20 protein-coding genes are annotated in these 24,662 nt (G+C 57.0%); 17 read left to right on the top strand and 3 right to left on the bottom strand.

Annotated features, from left to right (window positions below; translation table 11 throughout):
• Positions 1-84: 84 nt before the first annotated feature.
• The gene (locus HS105_13430; protein MBE7517589.1) at positions 85-993 is read left to right on the top strand and encodes a lysophospholipid acyltransferase family protein; all 909 of its coding nucleotides are present in this window, start codon (positions 85-87) and stop codon (positions 991-993) included.
• Here HS105_13430 and pta read toward each other — a convergent pair whose 3' ends face one another.
• Positions 994-2,007, bottom strand: a complete 1,014-nt coding sequence (gene pta / locus HS105_13425; protein MBE7517588.1) for a phosphate acetyltransferase — start codon at positions 2,005-2,007, stop codon at positions 994-996.
• A 94-nt stretch (positions 2,008-2,101) separates the two neighbouring features.
• Between pta and HS105_13420 the strand changes: the two genes are divergently transcribed.
• From HS105_13420 to HS105_13400, 5 genes are all read left to right on the top strand, one after another.
• Positions 2,102-2,623 carry a DUF1232 domain-containing protein gene (locus HS105_13420; protein MBE7517587.1) on the top strand — a complete coding sequence of 174 codons (522 nt, stop codon included), beginning with the start codon at positions 2,102-2,104 and terminating at the stop codon, positions 2,621-2,623.
• 173 nt (positions 2,624-2,796) lie between these two features.
• Positions 2,797-5,193 carry an ATP-dependent Clp protease ATP-binding subunit gene (locus HS105_13415; protein ID MBE7517586.1) on the top strand — a complete coding sequence of 799 codons (2,397 nt, stop codon included), beginning with the start codon at positions 2,797-2,799 and terminating at the stop codon, positions 5,191-5,193.
• Between the two features lie 52 nt (positions 5,194-5,245).
• Positions 5,246-5,383, top strand: coding sequence for a hypothetical protein (locus HS105_13410; GenBank protein ID MBE7517585.1), 138 nt, complete (start codon positions 5,246-5,248; stop codon positions 5,381-5,383).
• A gap of 53 nt (positions 5,384-5,436) precedes the next feature.
• A complete protein-coding gene (locus HS105_13405; protein ID MBE7517584.1) occupies positions 5,437-6,015 on the top strand; it encodes a lytic transglycosylase domain-containing protein in 579 nt (192 codons plus the stop codon).
• Positions 6,015-7,283 (top strand): amidohydrolase family protein, encoded by a 1,269-nt coding sequence (locus HS105_13400; protein MBE7517583.1) that lies wholly within the window; start codon positions 6,015-6,017, stop codon positions 7,281-7,283. Before HS105_13405 ends, HS105_13400 begins: the two co-directional genes overlap by 1 nt.
• A gap of 1 nt (position 7,284) precedes the next feature.
• On the opposite strand, the gene HS105_13395 is transcribed toward HS105_13400, so the two are convergent.
• The gene (locus HS105_13395) at positions 7,285-8,178 is read right to left on the bottom strand and encodes an SCO family protein (GenBank protein ID MBE7517582.1); all 894 of its coding nucleotides are present in this window, start codon (positions 8,176-8,178) and stop codon (positions 7,285-7,287) included.
• Between the two features lie 4 nt (positions 8,179-8,182).
• Positions 8,183-10,462 (bottom strand): transglycosylase SLT domain-containing protein, encoded by a 2,280-nt coding sequence (locus HS105_13390; protein ID MBE7517581.1) that lies wholly within the window; start codon positions 10,460-10,462, stop codon positions 8,183-8,185.
• 201 nt (positions 10,463-10,663) lie between these two features.
• Between HS105_13390 and HS105_13385 the strand changes: the two genes are divergently transcribed.
• The 11 genes from HS105_13385 (at position 10,664) to HS105_13335 (ending at position 24,552) form a co-directional block, all read left to right on the top strand.
• Positions 10,664-11,599: a bifunctional 5,10-methylenetetrahydrofolate dehydrogenase/5,10-methenyltetrahydrofolate cyclohydrolase gene (locus tag HS105_13385; protein MBE7517580.1), complete on the top strand. Its 936-nt coding sequence runs from the start codon at positions 10,664-10,666 to the stop codon at positions 11,597-11,599.
• Positions 11,596-11,901: a nucleoside triphosphate pyrophosphohydrolase family protein gene (locus HS105_13380; protein MBE7517579.1), complete on the top strand. Its 306-nt coding sequence runs from the start codon at positions 11,596-11,598 to the stop codon at positions 11,899-11,901. Before HS105_13385 ends, HS105_13380 begins: the two co-directional genes overlap by 4 nt.
• Positions 11,901-12,527 (top strand): dephospho-CoA kinase, encoded by a 627-nt coding sequence (locus HS105_13375; GenBank protein ID MBE7517578.1) that lies wholly within the window; start codon positions 11,901-11,903, stop codon positions 12,525-12,527. Before HS105_13380 ends, HS105_13375 begins: the two co-directional genes overlap by 1 nt.
• Positions 12,505-14,349, top strand: coding sequence for a peptide ABC transporter substrate-binding protein (locus tag HS105_13370; protein ID MBE7517577.1), 1,845 nt, complete (start codon positions 12,505-12,507; stop codon positions 14,347-14,349). The genes HS105_13375 and HS105_13370 overlap by 23 nt, the downstream gene beginning before the upstream one ends.
• Before the next feature lie 19 nt (positions 14,350-14,368).
• A complete protein-coding gene (locus HS105_13365) occupies positions 14,369-16,387 on the top strand; it encodes a peptide ABC transporter substrate-binding protein (GenBank protein MBE7517576.1) in 2,019 nt (672 codons plus the stop codon).
• A 10-nt stretch (positions 16,388-16,397) separates the two neighbouring features.
• Complete coding sequence (locus tag HS105_13360; protein ID MBE7517575.1) at positions 16,398-17,315, top strand: ABC transporter permease subunit; 918 nt, start codon at positions 16,398-16,400, stop codon at positions 17,313-17,315.
• Positions 17,316-17,317: 2 nt separating this feature from the next.
• Entirely contained in the window at positions 17,318-18,274 is a 957-nt protein-coding gene (locus HS105_13355; protein MBE7517574.1) for an ABC transporter permease, read from the top strand.
• A gap of 3 nt (positions 18,275-18,277) precedes the next feature.
• Entirely contained in the window at positions 18,278-19,288 is a 1,011-nt protein-coding gene (locus HS105_13350) for an ABC transporter ATP-binding protein (GenBank protein ID MBE7517573.1), read from the top strand.
• Complete coding sequence (locus HS105_13345; protein ID MBE7517572.1) at positions 19,285-20,316, top strand: ATP-binding cassette domain-containing protein; 1,032 nt, start codon at positions 19,285-19,287, stop codon at positions 20,314-20,316. Before HS105_13350 ends, HS105_13345 begins: the two co-directional genes overlap by 4 nt.
• A 102-nt stretch (positions 20,317-20,418) precedes the next feature.
• Positions 20,419-22,476: a diguanylate cyclase gene (locus HS105_13340; protein ID MBE7517571.1), complete on the top strand. Its 2,058-nt coding sequence runs from the start codon at positions 20,419-20,421 to the stop codon at positions 22,474-22,476.
• Positions 22,477-24,552 (top strand): ATP-binding protein, encoded by a 2,076-nt coding sequence (locus HS105_13335; GenBank protein ID MBE7517570.1) that lies wholly within the window; start codon positions 22,477-22,479, stop codon positions 24,550-24,552.
• The last annotated feature ends 110 nt before the right edge of the window (positions 24,553-24,662 follow it).

The raw sequence follows: 24,662 nt of genomic DNA, 5'->3' as shown, positions 1-24,662 counted from the left end.
CGGCAGGCGTTTGGCTGCAAAGCCGAGTATTAGTAGAATTTTTATAGGAAGCCGCCGGGCTGTCCGTGCTTTGAAACCGCTTAAATGGCAAAGAAATCGAAGTTCCAGATCATTGCAGAATACCTCGCCCTTCGGGTGGTATTCGGCGGCATCGCCATTTTGCCGCGTCGCGCGGCGCATGCCGCCGGTGTCGCTCTCGGCAGCCTCGCCTATCGCCTCCTGAAAAAGCAGCGGAGCCGCGGGATCCGCAACCTTGAGATAGCATTTCCGGAAATGAGTGCGGCCGAGCGTGAACGCGTGATACACGGCACATTTCGCACGTTCGGCCGTATGTTCAGCGTGCTTGCGAAAGTACGGTCTATGACTGCGGCCAATATCGGGAAATATGTCGATACAGACCCGTCGATATTGCTCAACCCGTCACGCGGTACCATTGTGATAAGTCCGCACTTGGGCAGTCCCGACCTAATGGTGATCGCGTTGTATTACTCGACACGTCGGCCGATGGCGCTCGTTGCCCGCGAAATGGATAATCCCCTGATCGACCGTTACTTGACGGAAGGTCGTGAATGGTGCGGCCACAAGGTCGTTACAAAACGCAATATCGGAAGGATCGTGCCAAAACTGCTTTCCGACAACGGCGCCGTTGCAATGCTGCCGGATGTCAATTCCTCATTAGAACGCGGCGTTTTCGTACCGTTCTTCGGGATACCGGCGTGTACGCCCACCGGCACGGCGACGCTCGCGCTGCGCAGCAACGCGGTGATCCTGCCTGTTTGGTGTGTTTGGGATCGCAAGACCGCAAAATATCGCGTGGCGGCCGGCAAACCGATCGAGCCGATCCGCACCGGCGACCATAAGCAGGATATCATCGAGACAACTGCCGCCTACAACCTTGAGCTTGAGAAATTGATACGTACCTATCCTGACCGATATCTTTGGACGCATCGCCGTTGGAAGACCAGGCCGCCCGGCGAACCCGAACTTTACTGATCACTTGCCTTGCTCGGCTTTGCGCGCCTGCGACTGCACCGCCGTGATCGCAACGGCATCGACGATGTCCTCAGCCTTGCAGCCGCGTGAAAGATCGTTGCACGGACGATCCAGCCCTTGCAGGATCGGGCCGATCGCGGTTCCGCCCGTGAGGCGTTCCGTCAGCTTATACGCGATGTTTCCGGCGTTAAGGTCGGGAAAGATAAGCACGTTGGCACGCCCCGCGACCGGCGAACCGGCCGCCTTCGAGTCGGCGACGCTCTTTACAAGAGCCGCATCAGCCTGAAGTTCGCCGTCTATAAGCATCTCCGGCATTCGGGCTATTACATGTTTTGTAGCATCGACGACCTTGTCGATCAGCTTATGCTTGGCGCTGCCCTTGGTCGAGAATGAGAGCATCGCAACACGCGGTTCGGCTTCGAGCAATGCGCGGCATGAGCCTGCCGAGGCGATAGCGATCTCGGCAAGTTCGCTCACATCCGGATCGATGACCACGCCGCAATCGGCATAGATCATTGCTCCCTTTTCGCCGAATTTCGCATCGGGAACGACCATTAAGAAGAAAGACGAGACGATCTTGAAGCCCGCCTGTACGCCGATACAGCGCAGCGCTGCCGCGACCGTGTGTGCCGTAGTGTTGGTCGCACCGGCAACCGAACCGTCGGCACGGCCTTCACGCACAAGCAAGTTACCGAAATAGAGCGCGTCCTTTACGGCCTGCTCGGCCTCTTCGAGCGTCGTGCCCTTTGCTCGGCGAAGATGATGATAGAGCGTTGCAAACCTGCCGATGTCCGGCGAGCTGCGATGATCGATGATATTGACGCCGTTGAGGGTTGCCGACGCCTCTTGAGCAAGGGCGCGCACTTTCTCTTCATTGCCGATCACGGTGATCTTCGCGATCCGGTCGCGCGAGCAGATCGCCGCCGCCTCGATGGTGCGAATGTCCTCGCCTTCGGGGAGCACTATATGTTGAATGTCGCCGGCCGCGCGGCGTCTGATCTGTTGCAGGATCATAGGTAACCGCCTTTGAATTTAACATACAACGCGAATGGCTGAAACTTGCTCAAACGGCAGTCGTTAAATACACTTTGAGGATACGGCGGGCGAAATGAAGAAACGAAAGACAAAATTACAGCGAAAGGAAAGGACGCAGGCGAAAGATCGGCTTAAGGGCTTCTTGATGTTCCTGCCGAATATGGTGCTCCTGCTCGGGCGTCTTTTGAAGGATGCGCGTGTGCCGGCAGCCGAGAAGGCCTTGTTTGCCGCAGCCATTGTCTATGTAATTTCTCCGCTCGACCTCATCCCCGATGTTTTCCCCTTTATCGGCCAGGCCGATGATCTTTATGTGGTCGCTCTCGTTATTTTGCGGCTTGTCAACCGCTCGGACGAGTCGGTCGTCCGCCGGCATTGGTCGGGCGGCGGCGATATTGTCGCGCTTGCCGACTCCATTGCATCGATCGCCCCGAAGTTCCTGCCAAAGCGTATCGCCCGCGTGCTGACCTCAGAGGTCGAGCTTGCATCGGCCGGTAAGATCATCAGTGCGGTCACGAAAAAGAATGAGGCGATAGTACGAGAGGTCAGTTCGGACACGATCGTCGAGATCGAAGAACGATCTTCGCGTACGCATTGAAAAAGATGCATCTTTTGCGGGTCTAGTTCTGGAGCATCGCGTCCTTTGCGCTTTTATTAGCAGAGAGCGCGAGTAGCATCAATTTTAGATCTGTTTTGAGTACGTGCCGGCTTTTCTTTCACAAGGGTAAGTGGTTTACTCTTGCTTTTAGGAAGCGGCAGCATCTGTATCTTATGTTCGAACGTTATACTGAACGGTCACGCAGGGTCATTTTCTTCGCACGGTATGAGGCGCTTCAATACGGCTCGCAGGTAATTGCCCCCGAGCACCTGCTTCTCGGCCTTTTACGCGAGGATAAGAATCTGACCTCACGCTTCTTCCCGTTCAGCCCGACCGTCTCGGTCGAGACGATCCGCCGCGACATTGAACAACGCATTGTCCTTCGCGAGCGTATCGCTCAATCGACCGAACTCCATCTTTCGCCACTGACAAAACGCGTGCTGTTCTACGCAAATGAAGAAAGCCGCCAACTGAAAGACCGCCATATCGGGCCTGAACACCTTCTGCTCGGGCTGCTGCGCGAGGAGCGTTCGCTTGCAGCAGAGATACTATTCAGTTACGGGCTGCGGCCGCACGACGTACGCGACGAATTGACCCGCCGGGCCGCCATTCCCGGCCTTTTTCCGGCGGCTGCCGATCCGCAGCGAAGCCCTGCTCTTTCTGAATTCACACGCGACCTTACGAGTGATGCGGCGGACGGCCGCCTCGACCCGCTCATCGGCCGCGAGGAAGAGATCGAGCGTCTTGTCGAGATACTTTGTCGCCGGACAAAGAACAATCCCGTGCTTATCGGTGAAGCGGGCGTCGGCAAGACCGCAATAATCGAAGGGCTTGCCCAGCGCATCGTCCACAAAGAGGTGCCGACGTTCCTTGAAAATAAACGCATCCTTGCCCTAGATCTTTCGCTGATAGTTGCGGGTACAAAGTATCGCGGCCAATTTGAAGAGCGCCTGAAAAAGATCATGGCAGAGCTTCAAAAGGATGATGATCTGATAATCTTTATTGATGAGCTTCACACCCTTGTCGGTGCCGGATCGGCAGAAGGTACGCTCGACGCCGCCAATATCCTGAAGCCTGCGCTCTCACGCGGCGAGATGCAGTGCATCGGTGCGACAACGCCCGCGGAATACCGCCGATCTATCGCAAAGGATCGTGCTCTAGAACGCCGTTTTCAAGGCATCAAGGTCGAGCCGCCGTCTGAGGATGAAGCCCGGCGCATCGTCGAGGGCATCGTCGAACGCTACGAGGCGTTCCATCAGGTAAGGTACACAAAGCCTGCCCTTGCCGCCGCCGTCAAACAATCGAACCGCTATATCTCCGACCGATTCCTTCCCGACAAGGCAATTGATGTACTCGATCAGGCCGGCGCGCGTGCAAAGCTGCGTTATCAGCAAGAGAACCGCGGCGAACCTTCGTGGAAAGAAACCGTCGAAAATTGGAAGCGCGTTTCGGCAAATGAAGACCAGCTCATCTCATACGAGCTGCGTTCGCTCGAGAACTCATTCTTTGCGGTCGAAGTTACAGATGATGACGTGAACGAGATCATTTCACGCTGGACCGGCATTCCCGTAACCTCTGTCAAAGAAGATGACGCCAAGAAGCTGCTCAATATCGAAGCCGCTTTGCGTGAACGCATCGTCTCGCAGCGGCCTGCCATTTCGGCACTCGCAAGGGCCATCAGGCGTTCGCGTGCAGGGCTGAAGAATCCCGACAGGCCGGTCGGCTCATTCCTTTTTCTCGGCCCGACAGGCGTCGGCAAGACCGAGGTCGCCCGCTCGATCGCCGAATACCTTTTCGGGTCGGAACGCTCGCTCATCCGTTTTGATATGAGCGAGTTCATGGAAAAACATGCGGTAGCAAAGTTCATCGGTTCGCCTCCGGGATATGTCGGCCATGAGGACGGCGGCCAGTTGACCGAGAAGCTTCGGCGCTCGCCCTATGCCGTCGTACTTTTTGACGAGATCGAAAAGGCGCACCCCGATGTTTACAACATAATGCTCCAGATCTTTGAGGACGGAACGCTTACCGATTCGTCCGGGCAAACGGTCGATTGCAAAAATGCGATCTTCATAATGACCTCGAACATCGGCGCGCGCATCATACAAAAATCAGGCTCGGTCGGCTTTGCGGCAAATGCGGCAGCCACGCGTGAAAAACGCGAGGAACAGGTAATGGCAAGCGTTCGCCAGACGTTCGCACCCGAATTCATCAACCGGCTCGATGAACTCGTGATGTTCGATGAGCTGAATGATGAGGATATGTATCAGATCATCGACCTGCAGGTAAAACGGCTGAATACTATCCTCGACGGCCGCGGCATCGAGCTTCGGCTCAAGCGTGAGGCTAACGAATGGCTTGTTGAAAAGACGTGCTCCGACCGCAAATACGGGGCACGGCCGCTAAAGCGTGCCTTGCAGCGGTACATCGAGGATGATCTTTCCGACAGCCTGCTTCAGGGAAGCGTTGCGTTGTCCGGCGTGATCGAGGTATTTGTTCAGGAGGGCAAACTCGCATTCCGCCCTGCACCGTCAAAGGATAAGGCAAAGGTTGGCCAGAAAGCGGCGAATTAAGATGTACAGACGCTCGAAAATAAACCGGATCCTTCTCAGTATCCGTGAAGAAATGGCAGCAGAGGCTGACTTCGATGTCGGCACCTTCGTCCGTATGCTGGGCTCGGAAGATACCGCACCCGCGGCCGAAAATACCGAGGCCGGGACGAAACCTGCCGAAGTTCCTGCCGAAAGCGACATCGCCGCGTAACAATTCTCTATGTCGGCAGCGGCCATTCGTCGTATGATATCCTTTCAGGGCCGATGCGTTACATACTTTCGATCCTCTTTATTGCCGCAGTGATCGCCGCCTCGGCGTCGCTGTACTTCCCTTCGTATTGGGTACACCGCTACGATGAATTGATCGATCGGCAGGCGCACATCTACAGGCTCGATGAACGCCTCGTATGGAGTCTGATCTATGAAGAAACGTTCTTCCGAGCGTGGAAGGTCGGCGCCGCCGGCGAGATCGGCCTTATGCAGGTAACGCCCGCCGTCGCACGTGAATGGTCAAAGGGAACCGGCCTTAAAGACCTCGAACGCCAAGCCGCTGACGATGTGAATACGCTACTTGTCGATCCGGAACGCAACATCCAGGTCGGCTGCTGGTATCTCGAAAAACTGCGCGAACAGTATCGCGGCTCACCATCCGAAACGGCTATGATGCTTGCTGCATACAACGCGGGGCCGAGCCGCGTGCAGGAATGGCTGCGCGACACCGATCCGGCCGCACTAACCGAAGGCGAGTTCATTTCGCGAATAAACATCACAACAACCCGTCAATATGTAACGTCAATTCTCGAACGCTACCGCAGCCGCGAGAAGAAGCCCGGTGCAGCATAATGAAGATCCTCACTGCCGAGCATCTTTTGCCGATCTCATCCGATCCGATCGAACGCGGAGCCGTCGCCTATGACGGCGATACGATAGCGGCCGTCGGCGAATTCGATGAGGTCTCGGCCCGCTTTCCCGATGCCGAGATCGAAGATGCCGGCACGAGTGTCATCATTCCCGGCCTTGTGAACTGCCACTCGCATCTTGAGATAACGGCGATGCGCGGTATGCTCGACGATGTCGAGAACGATTTTGCAGCATGGCTTCTGCGGCTTAACGCGATACGCTCATCGCTCACCGAGGATCGGCTGTACGCGGCGGCGGTCAACGGCGTTCGCGAAGGCATCCGTGCCGGTGTTACTTGCTTCGGTGATATCGGACGGCTCGGGCACATCGGCTTTTCTGCACTTGCGAAAGAAGGCGTTCGCGGTATTGCGTATCAAGAGACCGAATTCTCGCCCGATAACCGCACGGCCGATGATGATTTCCTGAAGCTGACGGAGAAGTTCGAGGCTCTCAAACGCGATGAGACCGAGCTTGTGAAGGTCGGCATCTCGCCGCATTCGCCATACACGGTCGGCTCGCGGCTGTTCGAGCTCATCGCCGAATACGCGATCATAAATCGCCTGCCGATCTCGATCCACGCTGCTGAGTCGGCTGACGAGATCGACCTGCTCGAACGCGGCACTGGGCTTTTCCGCTCATTCTTTGAAAAATTCGAACTCGAGTGGCACAGTCCGTATTGCTCGCCTATCGAGTATCTCGAACGCCTCGGCGTACTTTCAGCCCGTCCGCTGCTCGCTCATTGCGTAATGGTCACGCCGACAGACATCGAGCGGATCGCCGACAACGGTGCTGCCGTTGCTCATTGCCCGAAATCAAATGCCAAGTTCGGGCACGGCGTTGCACCGTTCAAGGAGTTCATCGATGCGGGCATTGCAACCGGTTTGGGGAGCGATTCGGTGGCGAGCAACAATCTCTGCGACATTATCGAAGAGTCGCGTTTTGCGGCACTAGCTGCCCGCGTGCGCGATAACGGCCCGAGCTTTGTAACGCCGCGTGAGGCTCTTTTTGCGGCAACATTAGGCGGCGCGGCCGCACTCGGGATGGATGACAGCATCGGCTCGCTCGAAGAAGGCAAGCAAGCTGACATCACCGTGATATCGCTGGAACACGAGTCGCTTGAACCGCTCGGCGATATCTGCGCCGCTTTGGTCTTCTCGGCAAGCGGACGCGATGTGCGGCGAACCATCGTCGCCGGCAGGGACCTCCTTTGAATTACTCGCCCGCGGCAGTTTTTAACGCGGCGTAAAGCTCTTCGGGCGTCCATCCGTTGCCGGTAAATATCTTCGTTATCTTGCCTTCGGGCGAGATAACGGCTGTTCGCAGCGAATGATTTATCTGCGTCTTGTCGGTCTCATCGACCTCATAGCGAAGCCCGAAAAAGTCGGCGACCTTACGCACTTCGGCATCCTTGCCGACGACAAGCTTCCATACGGTGAAGTCAGGCTTCACATCGTTGCCAAGATAGCCGATGCCGTATGAACGCAGCTTCTCCGGCGTGTCATTTTCCGGGTCGAACGAGATGCTGATAAGCCGTATCTTGTCACGCTCGGCCGCATCGGCCATGGCCTTTCGTGCAACGTCACTGAAATTCGTTGACATTCGGATACAGTAATCAGGCAGCGGGCAGCGGGCGTAGATGAATGTTACGGCGTACGCTTTGCCTTTAAGATCAGCAAATGCGAGCTTCTTGCCGTCCTGATCGGTCAGGACAAAGTTCGGAACCTCCTTACCCACGCTCGCGACGTTCGGGTTGACCTCGGCAGGTTTGCCTTTATCGGATGCGACCATAAGCGAGATGTTTTCGAGCCAATATTTGCCGTTCTTATTGTCCACAAGAAGGTCGGCGCGTATCTCGGAGCCGGGCTTCATATCATTCCAAACCCAGTCCGCGCGTATCGGAAAGTCCATCGTCATCGCCGCCATATAGCCCGGGATCGCATCATGTTCGATGCCTGCGGTCTTCGCCTGCGGATCGACCGATACAACCGTGCCGTGAAGCTTGTAGCGTTGAACATTCGCATCGTCATTTGCCGCCGGTGCATTTGACGAGCTGCAAGCCGTGAAAAAGATCAAACTTAACAGGGCGAAAAATAAAGTGACCCTCATAACTCTAATCAATAGGTTCCAGTTCTTCATCGTATAAGTAACAATATACGCGATAAGCACTCATCACGCGATGAACGTAGTCCTTTGTCTGTGAAAAGACGAACTCCGGCACCTGAACATCCGTGTCGTTCGAGCGTGAACGCTCGGCCCAACGCTTAACGTTATCTTCGCCGCCGTTGTAGCTCGCCGCGACCGATGCCGGATGCTCAGGAAACATCGCAAAAAGATCGAACAAATACGCAGAGCCGAGCCCGATCGCGATCTTCGGCCGGAAGAGGTCTTCCTGCCGAAGCGCCGCAAAGCCAAGATGTTCAGCGTACCGACGGGCCGTCGGCGCCGTGAACTGCATAAGCCCCCTTGCCGCTGCAGACGATGCCGCGTCGGGAGCAAAACGCGACTCCTGCCGCATTATCGCATAGACGAAACGCGGGTCGATCCGACGCTCTTTTGCCGCAGAAAGCACTTCGCGGGCAAAAGGCGTCGGATAAAGCAAGGCAAGGCTGTCCTTTGCGGTCATCTCAGGCGGCAGCTCCGCAAAGGCCTTGCCCAGCTGCGGCTCCAGCCTTGCCATCACCAGATCGGCACGGTCGCCTCGAAGATATATGTCGTTCATTTCCGCTGTTGAAAGCGGAGGTTTTGTAGCCGCCGCCTGTCCGGCAGCCTCGTCATAAAGGCCGAGAAACAACAGCTCGCCAAGGCCGCTGCGATCGGTCTTCGGCGTATCGGATGTCAATTGCCCGCGAATTTGAGGCCGTGAGCGGATGCCCGACGTACTTATGGCCGAATGAAAGGCCCCGATGGCACGCGCTTTCAGGTCCGCGGCATCAGTAAGCCGCAGAACGCTGAGTGCCGACTGCCGGCGCGCGTCCGCATCCTTTGAATTCAGCCCCGCCGCCGCAGCGGCAAGCTGCGCCGCGATGACAGGCTTTGCGTCCTCCGCACCCGCCAGAGCGTGAAGCCGCTCACTCGCACGCCAGCCGTAATAGCCCGCGGATGTGTCCGCGATCGAAAGGTAAAGGGCAACGGCCGCATCGTAATGCTTCTGCTGTTCGAGCACGTAGCCCTTTAGGAACGTAACCTCCGTGCGATCCGTTCCGCCCGGCATCGAACTGCCGCCAAGATCGGTGAATGACAACAGCCTATCGAGAGCAGCGAGAGCCTGCGGCCAATCGGAGCGTGCCAAATGTATCTTAACTTCGTTGAACACGGCCGCCGCCGCAGGCGGTTTGCCGCTGAATATCGCCTCCGCTTTGCCTGCCCACTTCAACGCCTCGATGTCGTCGCCTTGGTCTCGAAGCACATCGACGATGTTCAGGTAGGCACGGTCGAGCTTTTCATCCGAAGAGTATTGCCGTATGAACTGCTCATAGCGAATTTTCGCCTCCTTCGGCTTGCCGACACGTGCGTATGATGCCGCAGCCTGCAGAAGGCTCTCCTTTGCCGCATCCGTGTCAGCATACTGCTCGCGTATGCGCTCGAACCACTTCAATGCCTCGACATGATCGCGGGCCTGCGCAAAGCCGCGGCCGATCCGGAACAGTGCATCCGCTGCCTTTGCCGGTTCGGTTGCTTTCGCCGCAGCCGCCTCGAAGTGTGGCTTTGCAAGGGCGAATTCACGATTGAACTGATAAACGCCCGCACGCCGAAGGTGCTCAGCCTCGCTGAGGTCGCCAACCTTCGTGCCGTCGGGATCGGCGCCTATATCGGCTGCATCAAGTGCTCTCGCCGCCGTTAATGCCGCGTCGTCCGGCCTTGCCGGATCCGCTGCGGACGCGATCACTTCCTCCATTATCGCAATGCCGCCGCTATCGCCCGAACGGAGCTTTGCAAGGCCCAAAAGGTTCTCATCAGTACGCCGATACCGCACAAGAGCCTTGTCCGAAATTGAACCTTGCGGCGACCCTGCGGTCAGCATCGCGGCAGTGCACGCGAAATTCTCAGTTGCGTAACAGCTTTCGGCGAGCTTTATCCGTGCGGCATTTGCTAAAAGGCTCTGCGGCATCTCGATCAGGATACGGCGCAGATAGATGCCCTCGGCAAGGCGGTTTCCCGAGTTGCCGAACATCTCTGCAAGGTGATAGAGCGCGTACGCCTTCAAGATCGAGTCGCGTTCCGCAACCGCCGAGTAGCTTTCGATCGCAAGGGCGAAATTGCCGCCGGCTTCTGCAAGCCTGCCGAGCAGATAGTCGTAATTATTGTCAGCAAAGAACTTGGCGTCCTGTGAACGCAGCTCGACAAGCCGCTGCACCGCCGCATCATCCTTATGGCCGTCGAGCAGCGACATCAATTCGGTATGCGAAAAACTGCTGTCAGCTCTAATTAATGAAGAAGCCGCCAGCATCGCTGTGAGCATTGCTGCGAGCCGCAAAAACATGTTGCCGGAAAAACGCATTTCAGACGCCGCACTAAAAGCTAATGTTATCGCGGCAGCATCGCGGCGGCAAAACTGACAATTGCCGCGACGTCAGTTAAAATCAACAACAAAATGAGTGCGAGGATTTTAAGTGGACGCGCGATCGCTGACAGCATTCTGACCGAGCTGCGCGGCGAGCTTGCCAACCTGGCCGATATCCACAATTTCAGGCCGCGGCTTGATGTCGTTCGAGTGGGCGACGACGCGGCATCGGAGGTCTATGTCGGGAACAAGGTACGGACGGCGGCCGAACTCGGCATAGATTCGCGAGAGCACCACCTTGACAAGGAAACGGCGCAGGCAGAACTTTTGTCGCTTATCGAAGCTCTCGGCCGCGATGAGCAAGTTGACGGCATTCTGGTGCAGCTGCCGCTTCCGGGCCACATCGACGAGCGCGAAGTGCTCGAAGCCGTCGATCCGCGGCGTGATGTAGACGGCTTTCATCCCGTGAATGTCGGCAATTTGACGCTCGGCTATCCATCGCTTGTGCCGTGCACGCCTGCCGGTGTGATCGAGATACTCAAGCGCTCCGGCATCGAGATCGCGGGCAAACACGCCGTCGTGGTCGGGCGCAGCAACATCGTCGGCAAGCCCATGGCGGCTCTCTTGCTGCGTGAGAATGCGACGGTTACTGTCTGCCACTCGCGTACGCACGATCTTGCATCCATAACGAGCCGGGCCGATATCCTCGTTGCCGCCATCGGCAAGCCCGCGGCTATCGGTGCCGAGCATATACGCGAAGGTGCTGTCGTCATAGATGTCGGCATCAACCGCCTGACCGACGCATCTCAACTCGAAACACTATTTTCCGCAGAGGATGTCGAGAAACGCCGCCGTGCCATTCAGGCCCGCGGCTCGACGCTCATCGGCGATGTCGTACCGAAAGCTGCGTTGGAGCGTGCATCGCATTTCACGCCGGTGCCCGGCGGCGTTGGGCTTTTGACCGTTGCAATGCTGATGAAGAATACATTGACCGCCGCTAAGATGCGGCGCGGCATAGAAGTATGAATTTTGAAGAATATCAATCCGAAGCAAGCCGAACGGCTCTATATCCGCGTCGCCTCTCGAACCTCGAATATCCGACGCTCGGGCTGACGGGCGAGGCCGGCGAGGTCGCAAATGTCGTAAAGAAGATCCAACGCGATCACGGCGGCATCATTTCTGACGATATACGCACCAAGCTCAAGGACGAGCTTGGAGACGTTCTTTGGTACATCTCGGCCTGCGCGGATGAACTTGGAATAACGCTGACCGAGATAGCCGAGTATAACGTCGCAAAGCTCGCCAAGCGGCACAACAGGGCCGCCTGATGCTGAAGGCCGGCCTTACAGGTTCGATAGCCGTCGGTAAATCCTTTGTCATCAGCGTGATGCGGGACGAGGGTTGTTACGTTCTGGATGCTGACGTGACCGCACGCGAGGTCGTCAAGCCGGGCACGCCGGGCCTTTCTGCGATAGTCGAACATTTTGGCAAAGAGGTACTTGACGCGAACGGCGAACTCGATCGCAAACGCCTCGGCAGCATCATTTTTGCGGACAAGGATAAGCGGGAACTGCTCAACTCGATCGTTCATCCGCTTGTGATCGAGGCACAGGACGCGTGGCTTCGCGGCATAGAGGCTTCCGCTCCGGACGCGATCGCCGTTATTGATGCAGCCTTGATGATAGAATCGGGCGGCTATAAGCGCTTTGATAAATTGATTGTCGTCTGGTGCGATAGCGCGATACAATTGCAAAGGTTGATGTTACGCGATTCGATCACGGCGGACGAGGCTCGGCGGCGGATCGAAGCTCAAATGACGCAGGATGAAAAGAAGGCCTTTGCCGACCTGCTGATCGACACGTCGGATGGTTTTGAAGCAACGCGCGAACGCACCATTCAAGTCGTTCGCGAACTTCGCTCCGAAGCTGATAATGAAAAGGAACGCTCAACGTAAGTTTAAGGCTCTTTTTCCCGCGTTTTGCGTCAACGCGCTCATTTTCGGGATCATCCTGACGGCAGCCTCATGCACACAGCTTCAAAAGCCCGCGGTTGACGCCTTTTATTCCGAAACCGCCGCGCCGCAGCGGCAGGAGTTTCGTTGGTCGAACGGAAGATCGCCGCGCTCGCTCGACCCTGCATTGGCCGCTGCGGCACCCGAACGCGACATCGTAAGGGCTATCTACGAGGGGCTGACCGAGATCGACCCGCGTACGCTTTATGCGGTTCCCGCCGTTGCCGAAAAGTGGTCGTCGGCCGAGAACAGCAAGGTTTGGACATTCAAGCTGCGCGATGATGCACGCTGGTCGAACGGCCAAAATGTTACGGCAAATGATTTTGTTGCAGAATTCAAACGGCTGGCATCACTCGGAACAAGGGCAGCGAACTACACGCTTTTCAGCAATATCAGAGGAATGGCCCCGAAAGATGCCGCTGAAAACGAGGTGCTGATCGAACCCGAACTCACTCCGCCGGGAACGCCCTCCGCCGCACCTGAGAACAACGGGGCTAACTTTCACCGCTTCCAAGATCAAACGCGAAATGAAAAGCCGGCGGAGCGAGAGAAGCCGCCGGCATCTGATACTGAGAAAGCAGAGCCGTTCGGTGTGCGTGCAGTCGATGACGCGACACTTGAGATCACGCTAATTCATCCCGATAAGGACCTGCCGAAGCTGCTCGCCGACCCGCTGTTCCGGCCTGTTTTTCGGCAAGGCAAGGAATTCGAGGCTGACACGCTGAACGATGAAGCTGTAACGAACGGTGCGTTCGAGATAGCGGCAATTGACGGCGGCGCGGTAACACTCGCACGTTCCGACACCTATTGGGGCCGCGACTCTGTCAAGCTCGACCGCGTATATTTCATCCCGAAGGATTCATCCGATGCGGCGCTGGAGGCATACCGCAGCGGCGAACTCGATGTGGTAACTAATGCCAATTTCGAGCCGCTGGCCTTAAAGCTGCTCGCACCTTTTAAGGACTTTCGGCAAACAACGCACAGCGCGCTGAACTTCTACGAGGTCAATACACGATCAGGCCCGCTTGCCGACCGCCGCGTGCGCGAGGCGCTTGCGATCTCGATCGACCGCGAACAAATAGTTGACGGCGAACTCCAAGGCTCCATGCAGCCTGCCGCTACGTTCCTTGCTGTTGGCGGCGATCATCGAAAGACGATTGCCTTCGACCCCGACCGAGCGGCCGACCTGATGACGGCGGCAGGCTTCCCTTCCGGCGAAGGCTTTCCGACACTGCGGCTCGTCATCAACCGCAACGATACACAGCAGCGTGTTGCCAAGACCGTAACGCGTATGTGGAAAACGCATCTGAATATCGATGCCGAGATCATCGTCAAAGAAGCAGCCGAGTTGGATGAGGTGCGAAAGGCCAGCGACTTTGACTTGATTCGCCGCGGCGTACTGCTGCCGACATCGGATGAATTCGCCGGTTTGAGTGCTATCTTCGGCACGCCGAAACGACCTCGCACGGCGCCGCCGCTGGCAAAAGCACCTGTTGACATAGAGCCGCGGCCGAGCGCCGGCGAACCTCTCGGCACGCCCGATGCAGCAACGCCGCAACCTGACGGTTTGGCAGAAGCGCCTATCTCGGATATATTGCTGTCAGAAAGTTCGGAGCTCTATGACCTAAAAGCGATACCGCTTTATTTTCCGACCTCGCAGTCATTGATCAAGCCGTACGTGATAGGTTTCGAGGTCAACGCGCTTGATGCACCCCTGCTTAGCGGTGTCAGCATCAACAACAATTGGAATGTGCAAAAGCAGTAGCGGCACATCCGGCACAGTAATGAGATCACATAAACTTACTGTCATTTTGTCGGTTATCGCTGTAATTTCGGCGGGCTGTATGACGTCGGCAAAAGGGCGCTATTTCGGTAAGACGGTCGCACCGGCAGATGACTCGCTCCGCTATGTCAGCGGCTCGGAACCCGAATCGCTCGACCCGCAAATACCCGACGGACAGCCCGAGGCACGCATCTTCATGGCCCTTTACGAAGGCCTTGTCGAATATGGCCCGAAGGATCAGCAGCCGATACCGGCACTCGCCAAGAGCTGGGAATCAAGCCACGCGGTCGATGAGTTCATTTTTCATCTTCGCGACAATGCCCGCTGGAGCGACGGGCAGCCGATAACGGCCGGCGATTTTGTTTATTCGATGCGCCGCGGCTTTGCGCCCGAGACGGCCTCGCGCACCGCCGGCCTCGGCTATTTCATCAAGTACGCTGAGGATTACAACGGAGCAAGGGTCTTTGCAAAAAAGGACGGCCGCTTCCTCACCATAGAAGACCTGGGCGAGACGCCGCGGCGGACCGAGCCTATCGGGCCGGAAACGGATGTTTCACGCGCTCTGCACGCGCCTGACCGCATAACACTTGAGGGCGATGCGGCGAAACGCGCAAAAGAATTGGCCGGCGATAAGAAGCTCGCCGCGCTCGTCAGCGGCGCGGAGTTCGTCCCTGTAAAGGGCGAGGATATCGGCGTCGAAGCCATCGACCCATACACGGTGCGTATCACGCTGAGACAGAGCGCTCCGTTCTTTGTCGGGCTTCTCGCTCATCAATTCTTCAAGTTCGTGCCGCGTCAGGCGATCGAAAAGTTTGGCAAGGAGTGGATCCGCCCCGAGCACATCGTTACCGGCGGCGCGTTCCGGCTAAAAGAATATCGGCCTTACGACAAACTCGTTGTCGAAAAGAACCCGTACTATTGGGATGCCGATAATGTGCACCTTTCGCGTATCGAGTTCTATCCGGTAGAGGATAATTCGACGACGCTGAACCTCTACAAGGCCGGTGCGATCGATGCATTCCTTAACCACACGGTGCTGACATCTTGGATCAGCGAGATACGGCAGTACAAGGACGAGTACATGAACTTTCCCGAGGCGGCGACCGCATACTACGCGATGAATATGACAAAGCCGCCTTTCGACGATATTAAAGTGCGCCGCGCCTTCCTGCTCGGCCTTGACCGTCAGGCGTTGTCGGATTTTCGCAAGGTAACAAAGCCTTTATACGGCAAGGTCCCGACCGGCATCTTTCCGGCGTATGACAAAGCAGCCGCGATCGTGAACGATGAGATGGCAAAGGAGAACGGCGTAACTCCCGAAGAATGGAAGAACCGCTTCAAGTTCGACCCCGACAAGGCACGGCGGTTGTTGGCCGAGGCAGGCTTTCAGGTAAATGCCACCGGCAATGGCTTTACTTGCCCTTCGTTCCCGACCGACCGCGTGTCGATCACATACAACACGAACGAGAATAATAAGGCCATAGCAGAATTCATTCAGGCACAGTGGAAACAGAATCTCGGCGTTACGATCCCGCTGAAGACGATGGAATTCAAGACCTATCTGCCGTACTTCAAATCGCTGCAGTATGAGGGTTTCGCACAGTTCCTTTGGTCGGGCGATTATATGGATCCTTATACGTTCCTCGGCCTTCAGTACGGCAAGGACAACGAAGGCGGAGCGGGCTTTTACGACCCGAAGTACGACAAGATGCTCGATGACGCCAATGCCGAGCTCGATACTGAAAAGCGTATGGAGATGCTCGCGCGTGCCGAAGCTTATCTGATGGAGAAACTGCCGATGATACCGCTCACGGTCAACGCCACCAACTGGATGAAAAAGCCGTACGTCAAGGGAATGTATCCGAATCCGGGCACGATGCTGCCGTGGAAATTCGTTTATATCGAACACGACCCGGCAAAGTGGGCATCAGATGTGGAGAACATAATGACGACGCCCGATCCGCAGGCCGACAAACAGCTTGCCGACCTTATGAGTACGCAGAAGGAAGACGCAAAATAGCCGATAAACGATGCTGAGCTTCATCATCCGCAGACTTCTTTTCATAATTCCGATGGCTCTTGTCGTCGTAACGCTGACGTGGGGGCTGATCCGCATAGCGCCGGGCAACTTCTACACGGGCGAAAAGAAGCTTCCGCCGGCTGTCGAAGCAAATATCCGCAAGAAATACGGCCTCGACCTGCCGTGGTATCAGCAGTACGGGCTGATGATGTCGAACGTGATCCGCGGCGACTTCGGCGATTCGCTCAAATACCAAGGGCAATCGGTCAACGAGATCATACGCAGGCATCTACCGTATTCGGCGGCGATCGGCTTTCTCGCATATTTGCTTGCATTGATGATCGGGCTTTCGGCAGGCATCATCGCGGCTCTGAAGCAGAACTCCGTCTTTGATTACGCCTCGATGTCGCTTGCAATGCTCGGGCTTTCGGTCCCGAACTTCGTGCTCGGGCCGCTGCTTGTGCTCGTATTCTCATTTTGGCTTTACCTGCTGCCGCCGGCACGTTGGGGCGGGCTTGCCGGACTCGTTATGCCCGTTGTAACGCTTGCCGCGATCTATGCAGCGTACATCGCACGTTTGACACGTGCCGGAATGCTCGAAGTGCTGCGGTCCGACTACATACGAACGGCTCGTGCGAAAGGGCTTGACGAGAGGACCGTCCTGCTGCGGCACGCACTTCGCGGCGGGCTTGTCCCTGTGCTTTCGTTCACCGGCCCGGCACTTGCGGCCTTGCTCGCCGGAACCGTTGTTGTAGAAAAGGTCTTTGTCATTCCCGGCCTCGGGAATATTTTCATTCAGTCGGTACTGAACCGCGACGAGCCGCTTATTCTCGGCATCGTTGCATTCTTGTCCATACTGATAATGGTCTTTAACCTGTTGGTCGATATCGGCTACGGATTTCTCGATCCGAGGATCAGATACGAGTAAGTATGTCTGACGAAACGGTCAAGTCAACCTCGCTTTGGGGCGACGCTTGGAAGCGGCTGCTGCGAAATAAACTCGCGGTCTTCGGCCTCGTCGTGCTCGCGGTCATGGTCGCGGCAGTGATCGTCGGGCCGTATTTGATACAAGCGCTGACCGGCTATACATACGATTCGATCCCGACGGACCGCGCGCTTGTCCGGTCGATGCCGCCGTCACTGACACATTTGATGGGCACCGATGACGCGGGCCGCGACCTTTTGGCGCGCGTCCTGCAAGGCGGCCGCATCTCGCTGATGGTCGGCATCATATCAACGCTCGTTTCGCTTATCGTCGGCGTAACTTACGGAGCCGCAGCAGGTTACCTCGGCGGCCGCATCGACAATCTAATGATGCGCATCGTCGATATCCTTTACTCGATACCGTACATCCTGATCGTGATCGTACTGCTCGCGGTCTTTGGCGGCCCTTCGACGCCCGGCTGGATCAAGTGGCTCTCGACAACCGTCGGCGGCGAAGGCAATCAAGGACTCAGCCAAATACTGCTGCTCTTTTTTGCACTTGGCCTGGTTTCATGGCTGACGATGGCACGCGTGGTGCGCGGCCAGGTCTTAAGCCTCAAGAATCAGGAATTCGTGATGGCGGCACGCGCGACCGGCGTTTCGAGCCTCGGCATAATATTCCGTCATTTGATACCGAACTCACTCGGGCCTGTGATAGTTTACGCCACGCTGACCGTGCCGAGCGTGATGCTGACCGAGGCGTTCCTCTCATTCCTCGGGCTTGGTGTTCAGGCACCATTTGCATCTTGGGGCAGCCTTGCCGCGGACGGCATCAAGAATGTCGCGATATTCCCGTGGCAGCTGATCGCACCCGGCATAACCATGGCTTTGGCTCTTTTCTCCCTGAACTTTTTGGGCGACGGCCTGCGTGACGCACTCGATCCGCAGACGCGCAAATTCTGATAAATGAACGCAAAAAGCGACACAATTCTTTCGGTCATCGGCCTCAAGACCTATTTCCGCACCGAGGACGGCATCGTCAAGGCGGTCGATGATGTGTCGTTCGAATTAAAGAAAGGCGAGACGCTCGGCATCGTCGGCGAGTCGGGTTCGGGCAAATCGGTAACTAACCTGTCGGTCATGCGCCTCATTCCCGATCCGCCGGGTCAGATCGCGGGCGGAAGCGTTACATTTGACGGCATCGACGTGCTTTCGCTGCCGATCGATGAGGTCCGCAAGATACGCGGCCGCCGCATCGCGATGATCTTTCAGGATCCGATGACATCGCTCAATCCGTTCCTTAAGATCTCGAAACAGTTGATGGAGGTAACGCAGCTTCATCTCGGCCACACCAAGCAGCAGGCACGCGAACACGCCCTTAAGATGCTCAAAATGGTCGGCATTCCCGATGCCGAGAGCCGTATCGACGGTTATCCGCATGAATTCTCAGGCGGAATGCGCCAGCGTGTGATGATCGCGATGGCGCTGAGCTGCGACCCCGAACTGCTTATTGCCGACGAGCCGACGACCGCACTCGACGTAACCATTCAGGCACAGATCCTCGAACTTATAAAGGACCTGAAAGAGCGAATGGGCACGAGCGTCATCCTGATCACGCACGACCTCGGCGTAGTCGCGGGCATGACCGATAAGATCATCGTTATGTACGCCGGCAAGGTCTTTGAGAAGGCTCCGACAAAGGAGCTGTTCGAGCGGCCCGCGAACCCTTATACGCAAGGCCTGCTCCGCAGCGTTCCCGATCCCGCACACGAACAAGGCAAAGATCTCTATCAAATTCCGGGCCTGCCGCCCGATGTCGCACATCTGCCGCCGGGCTGTCCGTTTGCCGAACGCTGCGAGCGCGCCGAGGATGTATGCCGCCGCGAATTTCCGCCGTTCATCAAGATAAACGACGACCATTATTCGCTATGCCACTTTGCCGAAGAGGTTTACCGCGAAGGAGCGCCGAAAGAATGACGACTGGAACCAACGATCTGATAACGCTCAAAGACGTAAGAGTGCATTACCGCTCGGGCGGCGGGCTTTTCAGCCACGCTAAGACCGTCAAGGCGGTTGACGGCGTATCGCTCAGCATAAAAAAAGGCGAGACGCTCGGGCTGGTCGGTGAATCAGGCTGCGGCAAATCTACGCTCGGCAAGGCGATACTTCGGCTTACGAACACCACTTCGGGGCAGATCGTCTATGACGGCAAGGATCTCGCTCGGCTGCCGAATTCGGCGATGCGCGAACGGCGAAAACGGCTTCAGATGATATTTCAGGATCCGTATGCCTCGCTCGACCCGAGAATGACCGTCGGGCAGATCATCGGCGAGCCTTTACGAACCTTTGGGCTTGCAAAAGGCTCGGTTGACGGCCGCGTCCAAGAGCTTATGGAAACGGTCGGGCTCAGCCGCCGCTTCATCAAGCGTTATCCGCACGAGTTCTCGGGCGGGCAGCGTCAGCGTATAGGCATCGCCCGTGCGCTGGCCGTCGATCCCGAATTCATCGTTGCCGATGAGCCGATCTCGGCACTCGATGTTTCTATTCAGGCCCAGATAATGAACCTGATGGAACATCTGCAGGCCGCCAAGCAGCTTACGTATCTGTTCATTTCACACGACTTGCGTGCCGTACGGCATCTTTCTGACCGTGTCGCCGTGATGTATCTGGGCCGCATTGTCGAGCTTGCCGACGGCAAAGAGATCTATCGCGAACCGCTGATGCCTTACACGCAGGCTCTCATTTCTGCCGTGCCGGTTCCCGACCCTGTCGTTGAGGCAAAACGCGAAAGGATCATCCTAAATGGAGATGTTCCTTCGCCGATCGATCCGCCGTCAGGCTGCCACTTCCATACACGCTGCCCATTCGCCATCGAAGAATGTAAGCAGCAGACGCCGAAGCTCAAAGAGATAAGAACGAACCATTTCGCGGCCTGCATCCGCATCTCGCCCGAATATCCGAACATCGCAGAAAATGCCGCCGCCGGCCTCCGAGCTCTCGAATAAGGCGATGCGCACAACTTGAAAAGTTGTTAAAAAGTACTGAAAACTCGATGCTATTCGAAGTTTTTGAGGCTAAACGCATTCTTTTCATTCGCACATGGGCGCATGGGAAGGGCAGCGTCTATCATACGAAAAGGCGTGGGCATACGAGACAAATTCAAGCGGATAGCCGAAAAGCACGGCATCGCCATCGCCGTCATTGACGGCGCGATGCGCGAGGTCTTTACGGCTAACGACAACTCGATCTGCAAAACGCTCAATCCTGACGGTGTGCTCAGCCCGCAATGCGCACAATTCTGCGGCAAGGCATACGAAAAGACGGCCGCGACCGGCAAGGCCGTACGCTTTGTCTGCCACGCGGGGCTTGAGTGCCGTGCCTTCCCTATGCGGTCCGAAGATCACATGCTTGCGGCCGTCGTCGGCCGAACATTCACACGCTCGGAGAATTACCGCCGTGCCGGTGCGCGTGCCACAAGCGGCGACTGGAAAGGCCTCGACACCTCGGCACTCTTCGAACACGTGCTGATGACAGGCTCATCCGATCAGGTCGAGGCCGCATTCGAACTCGCACGCGAGGCCGCCGCCGAGCTTTCGGCAGAAGTGCCTGCCGGAAAGCACACCGAACCGGGAACGGAGGCAACTGATCCGACGCCCGCAGAGCAGCCGCAAAAGCCGCCCGATGTTCTCGTTTCAAGAGATGATGCGGGAGCATGGCGTTCGCTTTACGGCTCGTTGCTCGAGCGCGACTATCGTTCGGCGTGTGAGGCGGTCGTTGACTTTGTCGCCGAGATATACGGCATCGCATCGCTCGGCTGGCTTACTGCCCACGAAGGGCGTTTTCGTAAGTTCACGGCACGCGGCCGCATGAACGACAGCAACGTCCGCATCGGCATAGACACTGCGGACGCCCGCCTTGTCGAGGCAGTTGAGAACGAGCGGCCGCTTGTACTGACCGAACGCACGAGCACCGGCAAGGATGCCCGCTCGCTCTGCATTTTTCCGCTCCGTGTCGGCACCGAGATCACATCGGCGTTGGCCGTACTCGATCCGATCGAGGATCTGGCGATGCGGCGGCAGATCGTACGGCTGTGCAGCACAATAGCACCGCGGATCGAGATCCTGCGGCTGCGTGCCGAGGTCGCCGGCCGCGATGACCTTGTTCGCTCGGTCCGCCGATTTACCGACAGTTTGCGCAATGTGGACACCGCAGACTTCTGGTCGCAGCTTGCCATCAACTCAGCAGAGCTGATGCAGTCGGAAAAGGCATCGATCATGGTGTACGACGAAGCAGCCGACCGATTTGTGATAAAGGCTGCGATAGGAACTCCGCCGGATGCATTGTCCGACCCCGATCCCGGACGGCGCGTTTCGCGTACCGTCTTTGAGCGCGGTACACCGGCCGTCGTGTCGAACATCACAACATCAGGCCTCGGGCCGCTCGCCGAAGAGCGACGCTACCGAACGTCTTCATTTATCAGCAGCCCGATCGTTCTCGGCGATAAAAAGCTTGCCGTGATCAACTTCACCGACAAGGCCTCGGGAGCGGCATTTGACCGCAGCGACCTTGAACTGCTGCAGGCCGTCGGCTCGCATATTGCCATTGCCATCGACCGTATCGAACTCCGCGAAAAAGCGGGCGAATTCGAGCAGCTTTCCGTTACCGACACGCTCACGGGCTTGCTTAATCGCCGCTACATAGAGCAGCGTCTGCTGGAAGAGGTCAAACGCTCGAACCGCCACGGCTACCCGATGAGTTTTCTTATGATCGACGTGGACAATTTCAAGAGCTATAACGACACCTTCGGCCATCCGGCCGGCGATGAGGCTCTGAAACTCGTCGCACATCACCTGAAGGAGACACTGCGAAGCGCCGATGTTGCGGCACGCTTCGGCGGCGAAGAATTTGCCATCCTTCTGCCGCAAACGACGAGCGAAGAAGCAATGGCGATCGCCGAACGCGTCCGTGCCGGCATAGCAGCGGCGATCTTTCCGCATAGGGAGGTAACCGTCAGCATCGGTGCGGCAACGTGTTTGAGCGAATCGTGCGCGGCCGAAAGCCTTATACACGAGGCAGATCAAGCTCTATACGCAGCGAAACACCGCGGGCGCAACGCTGTCGTTGCCGCTTCGGAATTGGATAAACAGGACGGAACATTTCAATAGATGGCAAGCCGTGTGCGCGACAAATTGATCGCCGATCTTGCAGCCGCCGACTTCATCGGCCGCGAGAGCGAGATCGGCCGCCTCACAAAACATGCCCTTGAGGGTACCGGCGGTATTTGCCTGCTTGCACAGCCGCGGGCCGGTGCATCGGAACTCCTGCGGCAGGTCTTTGACAGGCTTTTTGTCAGGCAGGAACGCATCGCTCCGGTCTATTTTCGCTTTCGCGATAACGACCGCAGCGAGCGGTCCGCAGCAAAGCGTTTTGCTCTAACATTTCTGACACAGTTGGTCGCATTTCGCCGCCGCGACCCGTCGCTGCTTTTTACCGAGCCGGATCTCGCGACCCTTGAACGCCTTACTCATCCTGACGATGAATTCGTTTCGCAAAGGGTCATCGAGGCGGCCATTTCCGGTGATGCAGCAGCAGCCTCGCTCATCGGAGCAACGCTCGGTTCCGAGTGTTTTGTAATGATCGATGATGCTCACTTTGCCGCGGAAGGGCTTGTCGCGACGTTCACTGAGGTCTTTGCCCGCGCAGGGCGCTCGTTCGTCATCGCCGGCCACCGGCGCTGTCTCTATCCGCGTATCGAGCTTGAGACGCTCCCGCTCGAAACGCTTTCACTTGCCGACACGCGAACACTCATCGAGCGCCTCGCACGACGCGCCGGCGTCGCCGTAAATGCTGAGACAACAGACCTTATCGCCGTACAGCTTCAGTGCGATCCGCTTTTCATCAGCTGTCTTTTCAGGCGTGCGGCTGACAAGGGCGACTCGCTCGACACTTTTCGAGCGGTGATGGGCGCCTACGCCGACGAGCTTTCCGGCGGGCGTATCGGAAGGTATTTTGATAAAGCCCTGACGGCCTTGCCGTACGATGCGATGATCGAACTTGCAGCATCCGGCCGCATCGCAAAGCGAATGCGAACGGCCATCGATCCGCACGACATCGAGCGGCTTGAGCGGCTCGAGATCGTGTCGTCAACGGCCCGCGGCATCGTGCTTGAAAGGCATTGCCGTGCCCTCAACGACCATCTCGAAACGGCATCTCGGCTCGTGAAGGCAGATTCTCGTGCTTCGGTTATCGGTGAGCGCCTAGCCGAACTTGTCGAAGGCGCGCCGCACCTAATGCGGCAGCATTATCGCGATAGCGCATCGCTTGGCATCAAGGAATTGCTGCGGCTTTTTGACGGGCGCTCGATAGCACGGGCAATGATCGACTATTATCCGTACCACGACGACCTCAAAGGCCGAAGTGCCGACGAGATCGCCGAACGAACGGCAGCTTCGGAAGATATGTTCACGCTTCCTGAAACTATCTTTGCTGCCGACGCCGCATCTTTTTATCCGCCGATAGCTACACAGCTTGATGCCGGCCGCGCCGCCGTTGCCATAATTGCGAACAATGAGCCGAACGAAGACAGAGCCGTATGGATCGCCGCCGAGATCGACTCAAAACTCGAGGCGGCGGCCGACACTGCCGAATTCTGGTGCGACCGACTCGAAATGCTCGCTGCACATTGCGGCTTTCGCCGTGCACAAATTTGGCTGATAGCTCCGGAAGGCTTCGCGCCGGACGCTCTCGACATTCTTAACGCGCGCGGAGCCATCGGCACAAGCAAAGCTCAGTTCGCATTGCTGCAACGCGAATTCGGAAAAGCCGCCGCCGAAACTCCGCCTTCTTATGAGGTCATCGCCCCGATGGGCGAGGATGCCGAGATGTTCGTTGTCCGCACGATCGATTCGATCGCCGAGCGGCACAGGCTACCGCAGGAGGCGATCACGCCGATAAAGACCGCTGTCGTCGAGGCGTGCATCAATGCTGCCGAACACAGCCTAAGTCCCGACCGCCGTCTTGCGGTCAGTTTTACCGTCCTACCCGAACGAATTGACATCACTGTAGCCAGTCGCGGCGTACGTCTTTCGCCGCGTCATAATGAAGAGCAGATCGGCGATGTACAACGCCGCGGATGGGGCCTTCGGCTTATGAAAAGCCTTATGGATACGGTTGTGATCGAGGCTGTTGATGACGGAACACGCCTGCGTATGTCGAAGTCCTTCCCGCGCAGCGACGCCTAAGACTCCGCGCTTATGTTCTTAAGCGCTTAAATTTTCTATTGTAAATATCGTTTCGATGTGATAGAACTACGTTCAAGTTGATTCTTCGGCGTCTCGCTCTAAACTTAACA

It is taken from the genome of Chloracidobacterium sp., assembly GCA_015075585.1.
Classification (GTDB): Bacteria; Acidobacteriota; Blastocatellia; order Pyrinomonadales; family Pyrinomonadaceae; genus OLB17.
This window is presented reverse-complemented; position numbering and strand designations above follow the sequence as displayed.

Coding starts and splice junctions, on each gene's coding strand:
- HS105_13350 (MBE7517573.1), top strand. CDS start 18,278: ATGAACGCAAAAAGCGACACAATTCTTTCGGTCATCGGCCTCAAGACC.
- HS105_13430 (MBE7517589.1), top strand. CDS start 85: ATGGCAAAGAAATCGAAGTTCCAGATCATTGCAGAATACCTCGCCCTT.
- HS105_13415 (MBE7517586.1), top strand. CDS start 2,797: ATGTTCGAACGTTATACTGAACGGTCACGCAGGGTCATTTTCTTCGCA.
- HS105_13390 (MBE7517581.1), bottom strand. CDS start 10,462: ATGTCGCTGCTCGACGGCCATAAGGATGATGCGGCGGTGCAGCGGCTT.
- HS105_13405 (MBE7517584.1), top strand. CDS start 5,437: ATGCGTTACATACTTTCGATCCTCTTTATTGCCGCAGTGATCGCCGCC.
- HS105_13385 (MBE7517580.1), top strand. CDS start 10,664: ATGAGTGCGAGGATTTTAAGTGGACGCGCGATCGCTGACAGCATTCTG.
- HS105_13375 (MBE7517578.1), top strand. CDS start 11,901: ATGCTGAAGGCCGGCCTTACAGGTTCGATAGCCGTCGGTAAATCCTTT.
- HS105_13335 (MBE7517570.1), top strand. CDS start 22,477: ATGGCAAGCCGTGTGCGCGACAAATTGATCGCCGATCTTGCAGCCGCC.
- HS105_13370 (MBE7517577.1), top strand. CDS start 12,505: ATGAAAAGGAACGCTCAACGTAAGTTTAAGGCTCTTTTTCCCGCGTTT.
- HS105_13380 (MBE7517579.1), top strand. CDS start 11,596: ATGAATTTTGAAGAATATCAATCCGAAGCAAGCCGAACGGCTCTATAT.
- HS105_13420 (MBE7517587.1), top strand. CDS start 2,102: ATGAAGAAACGAAAGACAAAATTACAGCGAAAGGAAAGGACGCAGGCG.
- HS105_13355 (MBE7517574.1), top strand. CDS start 17,318: ATGTCTGACGAAACGGTCAAGTCAACCTCGCTTTGGGGCGACGCTTGG.
- HS105_13365 (MBE7517576.1), top strand. CDS start 14,369: ATGAGATCACATAAACTTACTGTCATTTTGTCGGTTATCGCTGTAATT.
- HS105_13400 (MBE7517583.1), top strand. CDS start 6,015: ATGAAGATCCTCACTGCCGAGCATCTTTTGCCGATCTCATCCGATCCG.
- HS105_13360 (MBE7517575.1), top strand. CDS start 16,398: ATGCTGAGCTTCATCATCCGCAGACTTCTTTTCATAATTCCGATGGCT.
- HS105_13410 (MBE7517585.1), top strand. CDS start 5,246: ATGGCAGCAGAGGCTGACTTCGATGTCGGCACCTTCGTCCGTATGCTG.
- HS105_13345 (MBE7517572.1), top strand. CDS start 19,285: ATGACGACTGGAACCAACGATCTGATAACGCTCAAAGACGTAAGAGTG.
- HS105_13395 (MBE7517582.1), bottom strand. CDS start 8,178: ATGAGGGTCACTTTATTTTTCGCCCTGTTAAGTTTGATCTTTTTCACG.
- pta (MBE7517588.1), bottom strand. CDS start 2,007: ATGATCCTGCAACAGATCAGACGCCGCGCGGCCGGCGACATTCAACAT.
- HS105_13340 (MBE7517571.1), top strand. CDS start 20,419: ATGGGAAGGGCAGCGTCTATCATACGAAAAGGCGTGGGCATACGAGAC.